Origin of the sequence: Streptacidiphilus sp. EB103A (assembly GCF_041261405.1) — a bacterium.
GTDB lineage: Bacteria > Actinomycetota > Actinomycetes > Streptomycetales > Streptomycetaceae > Streptacidiphilus.
In genome coordinates this window covers 21,373-34,852 of sequence record NZ_JBGCAQ010000019.1, presented here as the reverse complement: position 1 = coordinate 34,852, position 13,480 = coordinate 21,373, and the positions used below count along the sequence as shown (strand labels likewise).

Below are 13,480 nucleotides of genomic sequence, written 5' to 3'. Positions count from 1 at the left end.
TCCTTCGCTGGGTTGGTGCCGGGAAGGTGGTGCCCTGCCCGGCCGCCGTGGGGGAGCCACGAACCGCGACCGGGCAGGGGACTGGGGAACGGTCAGCCGCTGGTGGCGGCGGGGCCGCGCAGGATGCGGCCGACCGGGGTGGTGCTGTCCGGGTCGGACAGGGCCTGGACCGCGGCCTCCAGCCGGGCGCGGTCCGCGCCGAAATGGCGGACGGCGGCGTCGGCCAGGTGCTGGGCCAGCAGGTGCTGAAGTCGGGCCTCGTGCCGGTGCAGGGCGATCTCGACCGCGACCTGGTCCAGCGTGCGGATCACCTGGGATTTGACGGTCTGCTTGGGCGGGACGCCGAACGTCATCGACAGCACCAGCTGCCCGGTCGCGGAGTCGAACCCGATGTGGAACGGCAGTTGCGGTGTCTCAGTCGGCCCGGTCACGGCTCCTCCTTCGCTGGTTGTTGCTGGTCAGGGGTTTTCGGGCGGCGCCCGCCGCCTCCGCTCGGGGGGAACGGGTGCGCGGCGGGCGCCCGGCGGCCGGCCTCTGGCCGCCGCCCCTCGCCTCGGCCTGTAACCCCAGGCGGCCGGGACGGGGAGTTCGAGGGGTCAGGCCGCGATGGGGCCCTGGCTGCCGAGCATCCGTCTGATCCGGTCGCCGCAGGTCAGCGATCTGACCGGCGATCCGTCCGCGCGGCGGGCGATCAGGGCGTCGGCTGGATCAGGCCGGGGGCGGAGCGGAACGGCGACAGATCCCCGGCGGATCACGGATCGGGCCGCTATAGGCCAGCGCGGGCTGCGGCGGACCGCGCGGGCGGCCCGCCGCAGCAGCGCGGCCCTGGCCCGGGTCCGGGTGGGCTCGGCGACGACGAGCTCGAACCAGACCCGCTTGCCCCGGTGCAGGGGCTCCCAGCCGTGTCCTGCGGCCAGTTCGGCGATCAGGTGGACTCCGCGTCCGGACTCGTCCTGCCAGGCATCCAGCGGGTCGCTGGCAGTCCCGGTGGGCGGGGCGGTGCTGTCGTCGTCGACCTCGATCCGCAGCCGCCCGCGTTCCAACTGGACGCCGACGGTGATCAGCAGGCTGCGGGTGTGCAGGACCGCGTTGGTGACCAGCTCGCTGACCAGCAGGTCCAGGGTGTCGGCGGTCTCCTGGTCCAGGACCGTGCCCCAGGCCCGGACCTGGGCGGCGACGCGGTTGCGGGTGATGGCGACCAGCCGGGGGCGGCGGGGGATCAGGAAGCGGATCTGGTGCGCGGGCATGGCGGTGGCCTCCGGGCAGCGGGCGAAGGGGCGTTGTCGGCCTGGCCGGGCGGGGTATCGGTCGCGCCCCGATCGGCTGATAGTTAGTCAACGGCCGTATCTCGGCTGAAAAGAGCTGCCAGGCTGTAGACCCGTGTAGGCCAGGTGTAGGCCAGAAGGTGAGGCGCGGTGTCACCGGAGATCACGTTCGGCCAGCGGATCCGGGCCGCCCGCACGGCCCGCGACTGGAGCCAGGCCAAGCTCGCCCGCGAGCTGGGCATCGCCGAGGGCCGAGGTCCGCGCGGTCTGGACCGCGGATCGGTCTACCGGTGGGAACGCGGAACCCGCGTGCCGGAATACTGGATGCCGTACTTGATGAAGGTCCTCAGACTGGGACCAGAACCAGTCAGAACAGCCGTCACGGTGCCCGATCCTGGCATCGAGCAAGCCCCGTCCGGCGATAGCGTGGCCTCAGTTATCCGGTTGGGAGGGTTGGACTTGGAGCGACGGCAGTTTCTCGCCGCCACCAGCGCGTATGCGCTCGCCGCCTTAGCCCTGCCCGACCTGGAAGCGATCACCCGCCGCACCCGCGCCGCCGCCTCCGGGGCCCCGGTCAACGTCGGTCGCGGCGAGGTCATGGCGATCCGGCAGATGACCACCGCGCTGGGCGACACCGCCTCTGAGCTGGGCGGCGGACACGCCCGCCACCTGGCCGTGCGCTATCTGACCCAGGACGTCGCCCCGTGGCTGGACGGCAACTACTCCGCGGCCACCGGCCGCGAGCTGTTCGCGGCGACCTCGCAGCTGGTCCACCTGGCCGGGTGGATGGCCGGCGACGAGGGCAACCAGGGCCTGGCCCAGCAGTACTACGCGCACTCCTTCCGCCTGGCCGCCGAGGCCGGCGACCCGGAACTGTCGGCCACCGCCCTGCGGGGCATGGCGGTGCAGGCGATCGACCTGGGCCACCGGGCCGCCGCCGTGCGCCTGTCCGAGGAGTGCGTCCACTACGCAGGCGCCATCGAGGACCCCCGCGCGGTGGCCTACTACCAGGCGACGCTGGCCAACGCCGCCGCCCTGGACGGCGACCGCAAGACCGCGACCACCGCGCTCGCCGCCTCCCAGGGCGCGATCGAAAACGCCCCCAAGACCCCGGGGGAGTCCTGGGCCGCCCACTACGACGTCGGCCGGTGGGCGCACGAGACCGGCATGATCCTGGCCCAGCTCGGCGACCTGGACGCCGCCCAGGACCACCTCCACCACGCCCTGGACATCCATGGCCTGGACCGCCGCCGCACCCGCGCGATCGTCCTGGCCGACCTCGGCCAGGTCCACCTTCGCCGCGACGACACCGACGCCGCCCTGGCGACCTGGAACGACTTCCTCGACACCGCCGAGGGCATCCGCTCCATCAAGGTCACCGAGGCCGTCGCCGAGATGCGCGCCCGCCTCAACCGCCTCAAGGCCGTCCCCGCCGCCCAGGAACTGGACCAGCGGGCCGCCACCTTCGCCTAACCCCTCCCCCGCGGCCTTGGAGGTAGCCGAACCCGCCTACCTTGCGACCTACCATCCCCTGACCTGCGGAAACTACCGTCCACCTACCTCGCCCTACCGGGCCCGGTAGGGCGTCACGGCGGGTCGTGGACCTCTCCGCGCCGCCGGGACATGGCCAGGACGTTGGACGCGCTGCCCGTCTCCCGTCCGCGCAACCGGACGATCTCCGCCTGCTGGGCGGCCAGCCGGGAGATGGCCGTGGTCCGGAACGCCTTGAGCTCAGCCAGTTCGGCGTCCCGCTTCTCGACGCGCTCCTTCAACTCGGCGACCTCGCCCTTGAGTCGTTCGATCTGCCCTTCGCGGGGATCGAGAACCTGCCCGGCCGCCTGCAGCACTGCCAGCCGCCGCTCGAACTCCTCAGCGAGGTGCTGGTAAGGCCCCGGCCGACTGGACCCGTCTCGGTTCTTCTTCGGATAGAAGCCGGTGCGGGTCACCCCGGCCTCGGCAGCGAGGGTCTTCAGATCGCACTTGCCCGCCTGCGGCAGCTCTCCTCGCAGCAGCCGGTCCATGGCCGCCCGGATCGCGCCCTCGTTCCGGCCGCGTGCGTCATCGCTGATCCGTGCCATCTCACCCTCCTGCCGCGTCGGCGGCGATGATCTCGTCCACGATCCGCTGGACTCGCTCCAGTTCCGGCACCATCCGGATCTTCTCGCCCTTCGGGAAGCGCGGATTCTCCAGGAAGACCTTCCCTGAATCGGCCTGACTCTGCCATACCGGCAGGTGGCAGGGATGGTGGGTGGCCTGCGGGCAGCGCGCGGAGTCGCACATCCCCGCCAGCGGCGCCGACGCGGAGGGGGTGCCCGCCAGCTTCAGGCACAGGGCCTTGGACGGATCGCGGAACCAGCAGTAGTTCGCGGCCTGCAGGTGCAGGCTCTTGGACTGCTTCCGCAGCAGGTTCTCCAGCCGGCGTTCGTTGTCGAGCACCGTCGCGGTCCCGGCCTCGTGCTCCTTGAGCTCCGCGTCGATGTGCGCGAACGCGGCGATCAGGTCCCGCGCACCCGGTCCGGCGGGCATCCGCCCGGCCCGGTAGTCCTCGAACGCCGCCGCCGTCAGCTGCAGACGGTGGTCCTTCTCGGCCCTGGCGATGTCCGCCAGCAGGGTGCCCTGGGAACCGCCGGGACGCATCGCGTAGCCCTCGGTGGTGACCACCGTGATGTGCTTGAGCTGGATCTTTGCCGCGAGCAGGCCGCCCGGCCGGTGGGCCAGCTCCAGCGCCAGCGTCTTGCGGAGCATCCGGCCGTTGACCGGGCCGGGCGGGATCGGAGCCAGTCCGAGCCGCTGACCCTCGGGCCCGTTGACCCATCCACGCAGCTGAGCGTGCAGGGTGCCCATCGCGGAGTTGGCGAACACCGCCGCGTTGCCCTCGGCGCGGTTCAGACGGGCCGCGAGCTGGACCGCCCGGTAGGCGGGCTCCAGAACCACCCACTCCTCCGGGGTACCCCGCAGGGGCTGCCGCTTGACGAGCTTGCTGGCCAGCCGGAAGCGCTGCGTTCCGCCTCGAACGGTGACCGGAGGCTGGGGCGACTCTGCGGTCAGTTCGTCCAACTCGCTGGCCCGCATCCCGCTCAGGGCTGCCACCAGGACCCGGCAGGCACCCAAGATGATGTTCTTCAGGAACCGCACCTCGTCTCCCGCGACCGGCAGCGTCCAGGGGATCTCCGCCAGCGGCTCGTCCGCGCGCGGCACCAGGGCCGCGTCTCGACCGAACGGACCCAGGATGCCGACCTTGGCGACGGCGGCCTCGAACAAGGGCCGGACTTCCTCGACCAGGCCGTCGCTGATGGTCGGGCGGTCCAGTGCCTTCCAGAGCACCGGCAGGAAGTCCAGCCTCAGCAGCGGGTCTTCAGCATGCCAGCCCCGGCCCAGCCGCTTGCCCAGTGTCGTCTTGATGCACTGCGGCAGCGCCTGACCAGCAGTGATGTACTCGTCCAGCACGGCCGCCAGCCTGGCCCTGTCGCCCGTGGTGACCTCGGGCCAGGGCGGCCGCACCTTCCTCTTGTCTTCGCGGGCGTCGGCGTCGGCCTGCACCGCCTCCAACTCAGCGGCCAGCAGCGGGCCGACCGTCTCAACCAGATACAGCGCCGCGGCGACCGTGGGCTGGAACACCTCCTCGGCGACCGGCGGGGTGGGGCTGTGCTCGCTGGTCCCGTCCTGGGCCACCTGCTTGATCGTGTGCTTGGGCCAGGGGGTGAACCCCGGCCGGTAGGCGTCGGCCGAGAACAGCTCGGTGTAGTGGGCCAGCCCGTGGACCGGGGTCAGGATGGTCACCATCGTGCCCGCGCTGATCGGGCCGGTGCCCTTGTCGGTCCTCTCGCGGATGCGGCGCAAGGCCAGGTAGGCGTCGCAGTGCTCCTGCATCACCTGGTCCAGGCCGGCCAGCCCCTGCTCGGCGACGAAGTTCATCCAGCGCACCGTCGCCTTGGTCACGTTGAACGCCGACGTCGGCTTGGCGGGGCTCCGGCGGGCATGGGGCAGGGCGATGACCAGGTCATGCTCGGGCGCCATCAGGGCGAAGATGAACTCCTTCGCCGTCAGCCGCATGGCGGGGTTCACGATCTCGCTGAAGTCGAAGACCTTGGAGCTGGCGGGCACCTTCTTGGGGTACTCCAGCGACCCGCTGGTGTCCCACCGGTCCTCGTCGAAGCACGGCCTGGGCTGGCCCGGCGCGACCTCCCAGCCTGCCGCCTCGCACACATCCAGTCCAGCGAAGGGCGAGGCCGCAGCCCACGAAGCCGGGATCGGCCCGGCCGCTGTGGTGACAGTCAGTTGACGGACGGGGGTGGTCACTGGGTTACCTCCTCGGGACGAAGCGGAAGTTCGGAGTCGTCGTCGCCGACCTGGCCCGCCGCCGCCTCCAGCACCCGGGCCTCGAAGCGCGGCAGGATGTCGTGCGACAGCCGGTCGGCGTAGGGGCCGAACACGGCCAGGAACTGGTCGACGGTCATCTGCCGGGACTGACGGGCGAAGTACGCCTTCAGCCGCAGCAGGTTGGGTGCGTGCCGGGGCATGAACACCGCCAGGGGACACAGCACACACACCCACGGCCGGGCCGGGCAGGGCTTGCCCTTCGGGCCGTGCAGCCCCGACATCTGGTTGGCGCAGGCCGCGGTGAAGACGTCCATCTCGCTGCCGAGCAACGCGGCCAGCTCGTCTCCGTCCAGGCCCAGCCGGGCTATCTCGTCGGGGTAGGTCGCCGCCGCCAGGGCCGCTTCCTCGTCCGTCAGCACGAGCGCGGGGCGCCGCCTGCGCAGGATGTCGGCCTGCGCGTCCTCGATGACCGTCTCGACCGACTCGGTCTGCGCGGGGGTGGTGGTCGAGACGTAGTGGCCGCCCTCCACCGCCCGCGAGTGGTTCGGGTCGATCCGGGTGCGGCCGCTCCAGCCGGACCGGGCCAGCATGTTGGTGTAGGTCGTCCTGATCCGGGCCGTGTGCAGCGGGACCGACTTGCCCGCCTCGTCGACGAGACCCATCTGGCGTCCCAGCGCGCGACGGGACTTGCCGCCACTGCCCTGCTGGACGGCGAAGGACAGGACCGCCCGCTGCCCGGGAGCGGCCCCCGCCCGGTGCGGATCGTGGAAGATCCACAGGTCGTCCGCGACAGCGTCGGGGGCGAACGTCCGCAGGTGGGTCGACAGTTCGCACCAGCGCTCGAACAGCCGGATCGCCCGTGCTGGCAGGTTCACCGACTCCAGCGCCCGGCGGCCCTTCATGTACTCCATGATCGCGGTGCGGTCCCCGGTCCAGGTGAAGTCCTCCAGGCCCAGGTCACGGATGCCGTCGGGCACCACCCCGCAGTAGACGCCGAACAGGAGCCTCGCCGCCATCGCGAGTTCCACCGAAGGGAACATCATGGATCGGACCTGCAGAAACATCGGTCCCACGCCTCCGCGAGAGGGCTGGAACCGCCCGTAGGGCACTCCCAGGACCTCAGCCACGACGTCCAGGCCGATCGGTCCGCGTTCCGCCAGGAGCCAGGCGAGGTTCTGCCGGTTCAGCCCCTGGTCACTGGGGTCAGGACCCAGCCCGGCCAGGTCCATCACCTCGCGCTGGTCCCTCGCCGCCTGCTGCAGCCGCTCGCGCAGGAAGGACTCGATCCTCAGCCACTGGTCCTCGTCGTAGGGCTCCAGCGGCTTGGTGCGCGGTATCGCCTTGACGGTGTTGCCCGCCAGGTAGATGCGGAGATCCGCGTCCACGTTCATGCCGCAGCCCTGCAGAAGGCGGCGGGTGCGCTGGACCCGCCAGGCCGTGGAGCCCAACCAGTACGTCAGCATGTGGCTCTTGCGCAGGTCACCGACACCGCCGTGGAACCCGGACTCCGCCAGCTCCTCGACCATCCGCCGCAGCGATACCAGCAACCCAACGGCGGTCCGCTTATGCTTCACGTCTCCCAGCGGGTGCACCAGTTCCACCAGGCCCCGGGCGAGCCCTTCGGCCAGCGCCGGATTGCTGCAGGTATCCAGCTTCCCGGTCCACTGCGTGCCGTTGGGGAAGGAGAACTCGACCCGCAACGGCTCCGTCTCGACTCGCGTCACCACGGCTCGTCCCCCTCGTCCTCGAACTCGGCCTCGGCTTCGGCCTGGGCGAGGCCGGCCGCTCGGCCCGCCTCGCCGTACAGATCCCGGTAGATCCGCTGGACGTCCAGGCGCTGGACGTAAATTTCCGTGGTGAGCACGCTCGTATGTCCGAGCAGGTCGCGCAGTACCAGCATGGGATCTTCCTTTGTCAGATAGAGCGCCAGCGCGGCGTTCTCATCGGTGTCCGCCACCAGCGCGGCAGCCCGCTGGTAGTGGCCCTTGACCAGGCGTTCCAGCGTCGCCATGGCCATCGTGTGCCGCAGGGTGTGGGGCGAGACCGTCGGGAAGCGCGGCTCGAAGTCGCGCCTGATCCGCTCCGAGGTCCGCCGCAGGACCGTCGCCCAGTCCACGAACGGAGAGCCGTCCGACTGCAGCGCGATGATCGCTGGAGTCCCCTCCGGGGTCACCAGCCGCAGCCGCTCGTTCAAGGTCAGCTTGCGCCAGGACGTCCGGCGGCCGTAGACCCTGCCGCCCTCCCAGTCCGGCTCAGTGACCAGCAGCGGCTCGCCCAGGCGCGGATCGGGCCGGTACTCGCGGCCAGCAGTCAGCGCCTGCCTGTCCAGGTCGATGTACTGCCACATCTCGGTCAGCGCGTCCCAACTCGCCCAAGTGGTGCGAGGCTTCTTGCCCTTGGTGATCTGAGCGGCCAGCGGGAAGCGGACCGGAACCTCGCTCCGCCGGGCCGTTGGCCTCGGCAACTCGTAGGTCAGCAGGTGGGTGAACTCCTGGGCGCGCAGGCCGCTGGACTCGACCAGGGAACCCATCGCGGCATTGCGTCCCAGATGGTGCCCGCGGAAGCCGTCGGGTGTGCCGTCTGGCCGCAGGCCCCCCAGAGCGCGCATGAGCAGTTCGCTGAAGTCGGCCTCCAGGTACTTCACCGTCACGTGCGGCTTGGCCCGCCGCATCGAGGCTGTGTTCCGTCGCACCGACTGCGGCCCGGCCTCGGTGTAGCGGGTGACGGTCACGTAGGTGAAGGGGACCTCCGGGCAGTGGCCCTCCTCGACAGCCCATGCGTAAAAGCGTGCGACCGTGTTGATGTTCTGGGTCCAAGTCCCTTCATCCCAACGGGCCTTGAGCGGACCAGCGAACCGATACTCTGAGAAGGCCGACAGGGCGGCCCTCAGCGTCGCCCGCTCACCGAACGGCGCCACGTTCACCGTGGCCAGGAACTCCATCCAGCTCCGGACGGCCTGCGCGTATGACTTCCACGTCTTCTGGCCGCGAGCACCGTTCAACGGCAGCTCGCGAAACCACAGGTTCGCCACCGCCGCGGGCCGCAGCGTGCCAGCCTCCTCGAAGACGAGATCGTCGTCGACCAAGATGGGCATGCCTTGCGGGATCAGCGGTCGCCCATCCAGGCCCCAGCTCTCCCAGTCAGCGGCGTTGAAGAAGATCAGATGCATGGCCGTGAGCCTAGTTATGGGACACGGAGAAGTGCAAGAGATATTCCTGATCCCCAGGATGCTCCGGACCGAGAAAGAGACACGGTAACTAAGCAGTGATTACGGGAGTGTGCGTGGAGTCCACGGTGCGCGACGCCGCGGCCTCCGGCCTCCGGGCGATCATGGTCGCGGACGCGTGCGCCACCTACAGTGATGCCGCCCACTCTGCATCCCTCACGGCTGTCTACCGCAGTTTCGGCGACGTCCGCACAGCCGATGAGGTCGTGGACCTGCTACGGGAGGGTGCATGACAGCCCAGGCTCCTGCCGCGGACGCGGTCGTGCCGAGGGCGGGGACGCTGTGGCGGGACCGGAACTTCCGGTCGTACCTGATCGGGCAGGGTGTCACCGTCACCGGAAGCAGCGTCACCACGGTGGCAATCCCGGTTCTGGCCGCACTGGAACTGCACGCCTCCACGCTCCAGGTCTCCTGCCTGGCGGTGGCCGGCCGCCTGCCGCCGCTGCTATTTACTTTGCCAGCGGGCGTACTGGCGGACCGCGTCGCCAAGAAGCCTCTGGTCATCGGCTGCGAACTGGCAAGCGGGGTGGTGCTGGCCACGCTCCCCTTGGTCTCCATCGTCCGCACGCCGCCGTTGCTGCAGTTGTACGCGGTGACGTTCCTGGTTGCCGCGTTCCAGGTGGTGGGCGGCATTGCGTCCGTCAGCTACGTGCCCTGCCTGGTCGGTCGGGCCCGGCTGGTGGAGGCCAACTCCCGCATCGGCTCGGTCAGCAGTCTGGCCGACCTGATCGGATCCAACACCGGGGGTGCCCTGGTCGTGCTGCTGAGTGCCGCGCGCGCGGTCTCCCTGGACTCGGTGTCGTATTTCCTCTCCGCGCTCCTGCTGCTGAGAGTCCGCGGCCCGGAACCGGCACCGCCGCGGGACGCCGCCGCCAGCATGCTCACCGAGATCCGCGAGGGTCTGCGCTACACCCTGCGTACGCCTCTGGTGAGGTCCTTCGTGCTCTCCAACACCGCCACCGCCAGCGCGATGGCCGCCAGCTCCGCGATCTGGAGCCTGTACCTGCTGCGGAATCTGCACTTCTCCGCGCAGGTCTTCGGACTGGTGATGGGCGCCGGGGGCCTGGGAGGCGTCGTGGGCGGGTATTCCGGCCGCCGGCTGGCCGCCCGCTTCGGCACCGCCCGGGTGATCCTGACCGCGCTGGCCCTGTTCCCGCTCGCCCAACTCCCGCTGCTCCTGGTCGGCCCCGGGCTGGTGGGCCAGTGGGCCATCGGGGCCGGCATGGTGGTGCAGGTCGGCTGCGCCGTTGCCAGTGGCGGGCTGATCCGCAGCGTCCGCCAGATCCTGGCTCCCCCCGAGCTGCAGGGCCGCGCCCAGTCCACCGGGAGCTGGCTGGCGTTTGGGCTGCGGCCGGTGGCCTCCCTGGCAGCGGGCGTCCTGGCCACCGCGGTGGGGCTGCGCCCCACGCTGGTGGTGACCACCGCGTTCCTGATCCTCCCGTTCTGGATCCTGTGGCACTCCCCCGTTCGGCACCTGCGCGATCTGCCCGGACACCCATCACCCGCAGCACCCGACCCGGATCCTTGGCCGGGGGCAACGGCCCGGGCCGGTCTGCCCACGCAGGCAACGCCACCGCAGGACCCACAGCCGGGCCAGCACCTCACCGGCGGCCGCCCGACCGGCCCTCCCCCACCCGACTTGTCAGCCCGCCGCATCGACCCCGCCATCGTGGCCACCACTACCGAGGAGAGCGAATGAGTATCTTTCGAGGCGCTGCCAGCGCCTACCAGGCCTACCGGCCCGGCCTTCCCGACGAGGTCACGCAACTGCTCGCCGCCACGCTCGCCGAGTGCCCCTGGCCGGCCCTGCTGGACCTGGGCACGGGCACCGGGCAGGTCCCAGCCGCCCTGTGCCGGTGGGTCTCGCGCATCGACATCGTCGACGTAGACGCCGACATGCTGGCCGAAGCCCAGCGCACGCTGGGTCCGCTGGTCGGCGACACCCCGCTGAGCGCCCACTGCTGCCGCGCGGAGGACTTCACCACCCCGCACCCCGGCTACCGCGCCGATCTGGTCACCGCCAGCCGCTCCTTCCACTGGATGGACCCCGGCGTGCTGCACCGGCTGGACGCGGTCACTGCCCCGGCCGGGAATGTCGCCGTCATGGGCGACGGCAGCCTGTGGACCGCAAGCAGCACCTGGACCCAGGCGCTGCGCACCCTGATCCAGTCCTACCTGGGCGAGGAACGACGCGCCGGCGAGCACGGCCCCTACCGCGGGGAACGACGCCCCTACGGTGACCTGCTGGCCGCGTCCGCGTTCTCCCAGGTCACCGAACACACCGTGCCCTTCCGCCGGACGTGGAGCCCACTGAACGTCGTCGGCTACCTCGACAGCACCTCGTTCGCTGCGCCGTCGTTGTTCGGCGACCGGCACGAGGCCTTCCGCGAGGAGGCGTTGGAGCTCCTGGCCTCCTACGCGGTGGACGGCGCCCTGGTCGAGGACGCCGTGTTCACCGTGCTGCTGGCGCGTCGCCCCCAGGCAGGCCGCTCATGAGCCCCGCTGTCGAGCGCCACCGCAGCGTGGTGGACCTGTACGTCCTACTCCAGCGCGAGGACGGCAAGGTCCTGCTTCTGGAACGGGCGAACACCGGCTACGCCGACGGTCAATACTGCCCCCCGTCGGGGCATATGGACGCAGGCGAACATATGGTCGAGGGTGCGGCGAGGGAGCTCTTCGAGGAGACCGGTGTCGTCGTAGCGCCGGACGATCTGGACTTCGTCCATCTCGTGCACCATCGCAGCCCCCTTGGCGAGGGGCGGGTCGGAGTGGTGTTCCGTGCCCTGCGCTGGAACGGCACCCCGTACAACAAGGAGCCGGAGAAGTGCGCCGGCCTCCTGTGGGCCGACCCGCACACTCTGCCGGCCAACACCGTCCCCTACACCGCGGCGGCGCTGGCGAACATCACCGAAGGTCTCAGTTTCTCCCTCGACGGCTGGCCCACCCAAGCCGAGCCCGGCCCGCAGACCGGCGCCGAGCCCCCGCCGCTGGGGCCGCCCACGGTTCGGCCGGCCGGCACCCCGGCGCTCTCCGGCGCCGAGAGGAGCACTGCCTCCTGCGACCTGCCTGACGATCTGGCCGCGCTGGTGGCCGACGTCGCCGGGCTGGTGGAACACGTCGTTGACTTCTCACACACCAAGGAGCGAACCGCGGTATTCCAGGTCACCACCGGTCAGGGGCGGGTGCTGTACGTGAAGCGCCACCACCTCACCCGCTTCCATGATCGCGAAGTGACCGCCCTGAAGACCTGGGTGCCGAACCTGGGCGCCGCGGCGCCGACGCTTCTGGCTGCCGACTCGGCGCTGCGGGCCGTCGTCGTCACCTCCGTCCCTGGGCACATCCTGCGCGGCGCCGTCCATCCACCCGAAACGCAGCGCCGAATCTTCGAGCGCATCGGAGCGCTCACCGCGGCGATCCACTGCAGCGCCCCCGGCCAGTCCGCCGCCTCGCCGCCGTCCACGCTCGGGAAACTGGAGCGGCACCTGGACGGTGCCCGCAGCCACCTGCGGCCCGGCGACGAGGAATTCATCCGTGAGACAGCCGCTGGTGCGGCTGACCTGCCCGCCCTCGACCTGGTGCCCACTCATGGGGATCTCCAGTTGCGGAACCTGCTGTGGGACGCGGCTTCGAGCACCTTGTCGGTTATCGACTTCGAACGCAGCGAGCCCGGCCCCGCCATCCGGGACCTGGTCCGGCTGTCAGATGCCTGGGCCGGGCAGCCACAGCTCTACGAGGCATTCCTCTGCGGGTACGGGCGCGCTCTGACGATGGCGGAAGAAGAGCGCTTTGCCCTCGACACGGTGCTGGACGCCGTCTCCGGCATCCAGTTCGGCGCCGCCCACGGCGACCTGGAACTACTCGAACGCGGCACGCGGACGCTGGCCCGTCTGCGCACGGGCTCCCCTTCGCTTACCCCGCGTCTGGGCGGCGGCCGATGAACTACCTAGCCGTACCCTCCTGCCCGTCGCCCACGATCGCCTCGGATTGGAAGCAAACAATGAGCATCGTGCTGATGTCCGACCCGCAGGTGGCCGCCATCGGGCTGCACGAGTGCGGCGAGGCCCTTGTCGACGTGCGTGAGCACGGCGGGATCGAGGTCGACCACCGCAAGCAGGACACCAGCGGGGCCTTCGCCCATGTGCGACAAGGGCTCCTGGACCGGCTCCTGCACGCCCAGTCACTGCTGCCCGGTGGAATGCGGCTGCTGTTCGTCGAGGGGTACCGGCCTCCGGCCCTGCAGCGCCGCTACTTCGAGGACTACGCCGACGAACTGCGAGCGAGCAACCCCGGGTGGTCCGCCCGGCAGATCCGCGAGGCCACCAGCCGCTTCGTCTCTCCCCCCGAGATCGCCCCGCACAGCGCCGGCGCCGCGATCGACCTGACCCTCCTCGACGGCACCGGACACGAGGTCGACATGGGGACCCGGATGAACGCCAGCCCCGAGGAGAGCGACGGGGCCTGCTACACCCAGGCCCCCACCATCCCCGCGCAGGCCCAGGCGAACCGGGCCGAACTGGGCCGGGCCCTGTCAGCGGCCGGGCTGGTCAACTACCCCACGGAATGGTGGCACTGGTCGTTCGGCGACCGGTACTGGGCTCTGATGACCGGCCAGCCCACCGCCCCCTACGGCCCCGTCGACCGACCGTAGTCGCACCGTCGACGCAGCCCC

At 70.8% G+C, this 13,480-nt stretch carries 12 protein-coding genes; 6 read left to right on the top strand and 6 right to left on the bottom strand.

From position 1 onward, the window contains the following. Positions 1 to 92 precede the first annotated feature (92 nt). A complete protein-coding gene (locus ABH941_RS28725; protein WP_370132460.1) occupies positions 93 to 431 on the bottom strand; it encodes a hypothetical protein in 339 nt (112 codons plus the stop codon). Between the two features lie 165 nt (positions 432 to 596). Next, a complete protein-coding gene (locus ABH941_RS28720; RefSeq protein ID WP_370132459.1) occupies positions 597 to 1,247 on the bottom strand; it encodes an ATP-binding protein in 651 nt (216 codons plus the stop codon). Between the two features lie 168 nt (positions 1,248 to 1,415). On the opposite strand from ABH941_RS28720, the gene ABH941_RS28715 reads away from it, so the two are divergent. Beyond that, complete coding sequence (locus tag ABH941_RS28715; protein WP_370132458.1) at positions 1,416 to 2,738, top strand: tetratricopeptide repeat protein; 1,323 nt, start codon at positions 1,416 to 1,418, stop codon at positions 2,736 to 2,738. A gap of 113 nt (positions 2,739 to 2,851) precedes the next feature. On the opposite strand, the gene ABH941_RS28710 is transcribed toward ABH941_RS28715, so the two are convergent. The 4 genes from ABH941_RS28710 to ABH941_RS28695 are packed head-to-tail and all read right to left on the bottom strand — an operon-like array spanning position 2,852 to position 8,754. Beyond that, the gene (locus tag ABH941_RS28710; RefSeq protein WP_370132457.1) at positions 2,852 to 3,343 is read right to left on the bottom strand and encodes a hypothetical protein; all 492 of its coding nucleotides are present in this window, start codon (positions 3,341 to 3,343) and stop codon (positions 2,852 to 2,854) included. A gap of 1 nt (position 3,344) precedes the next feature. Continuing rightward, positions 3,345 to 5,564, bottom strand: coding sequence for a hypothetical protein (locus ABH941_RS28705; RefSeq protein WP_370132456.1), 2,220 nt, complete (start codon positions 5,562 to 5,564; stop codon positions 3,345 to 3,347). Continuing rightward, a complete protein-coding gene (locus ABH941_RS28700; protein WP_370132455.1) occupies positions 5,561 to 7,312 on the bottom strand; it encodes a hypothetical protein in 1,752 nt (583 codons plus the stop codon). The genes ABH941_RS28705 and ABH941_RS28700 overlap by 4 nt, the downstream gene beginning before the upstream one ends. Further along, positions 7,306 to 8,754: a site-specific integrase gene (locus ABH941_RS28695; protein WP_370132454.1), complete on the bottom strand. Its 1,449-nt coding sequence runs from the start codon at positions 8,752 to 8,754 to the stop codon at positions 7,306 to 7,308. Before ABH941_RS28695 ends, ABH941_RS28700 begins: the two co-directional genes overlap by 7 nt. 95 nt (positions 8,755 to 8,849) lie before the next feature. Between ABH941_RS28695 and ABH941_RS28690 the strand changes: the two genes are divergently transcribed. Genes ABH941_RS28690 through ABH941_RS28670 form a run of 5 tightly spaced genes read left to right on the top strand, consistent with a single transcriptional unit; the run spans position 8,850 to position 13,459 of the window. Next, positions 8,850 to 9,044, top strand: coding sequence for an isochorismatase family protein (locus ABH941_RS28690; protein WP_370132453.1), 195 nt, complete (start codon positions 8,850 to 8,852; stop codon positions 9,042 to 9,044). After that, complete coding sequence (locus ABH941_RS28685) at positions 9,041 to 10,510, top strand: MFS transporter (RefSeq protein WP_370132451.1); 1,470 nt, start codon at positions 9,041 to 9,043, stop codon at positions 10,508 to 10,510. The genes ABH941_RS28690 and ABH941_RS28685 overlap by 4 nt, the downstream gene beginning before the upstream one ends. After that, entirely contained in the window at positions 10,507 to 11,307 is an 801-nt protein-coding gene (locus tag ABH941_RS28680; RefSeq protein ID WP_370132450.1) for a trans-aconitate 2-methyltransferase, read from the top strand. The genes ABH941_RS28685 and ABH941_RS28680 overlap by 4 nt, the downstream gene beginning before the upstream one ends. Then, the gene (locus ABH941_RS28675; protein ID WP_370132448.1) at positions 11,304 to 12,749 is read left to right on the top strand and encodes a phosphotransferase; all 1,446 of its coding nucleotides are present in this window, start codon (positions 11,304 to 11,306) and stop codon (positions 12,747 to 12,749) included. Before ABH941_RS28680 ends, ABH941_RS28675 begins: the two co-directional genes overlap by 4 nt. Before the next feature lie 59 nt (positions 12,750 to 12,808). Further along, positions 12,809 to 13,459 (top strand): M15 family metallopeptidase, encoded by a 651-nt coding sequence (locus ABH941_RS28670; RefSeq protein WP_370132447.1) that lies wholly within the window; start codon positions 12,809 to 12,811, stop codon positions 13,457 to 13,459. Positions 13,460 to 13,480 lie beyond the last annotated feature (21 nt).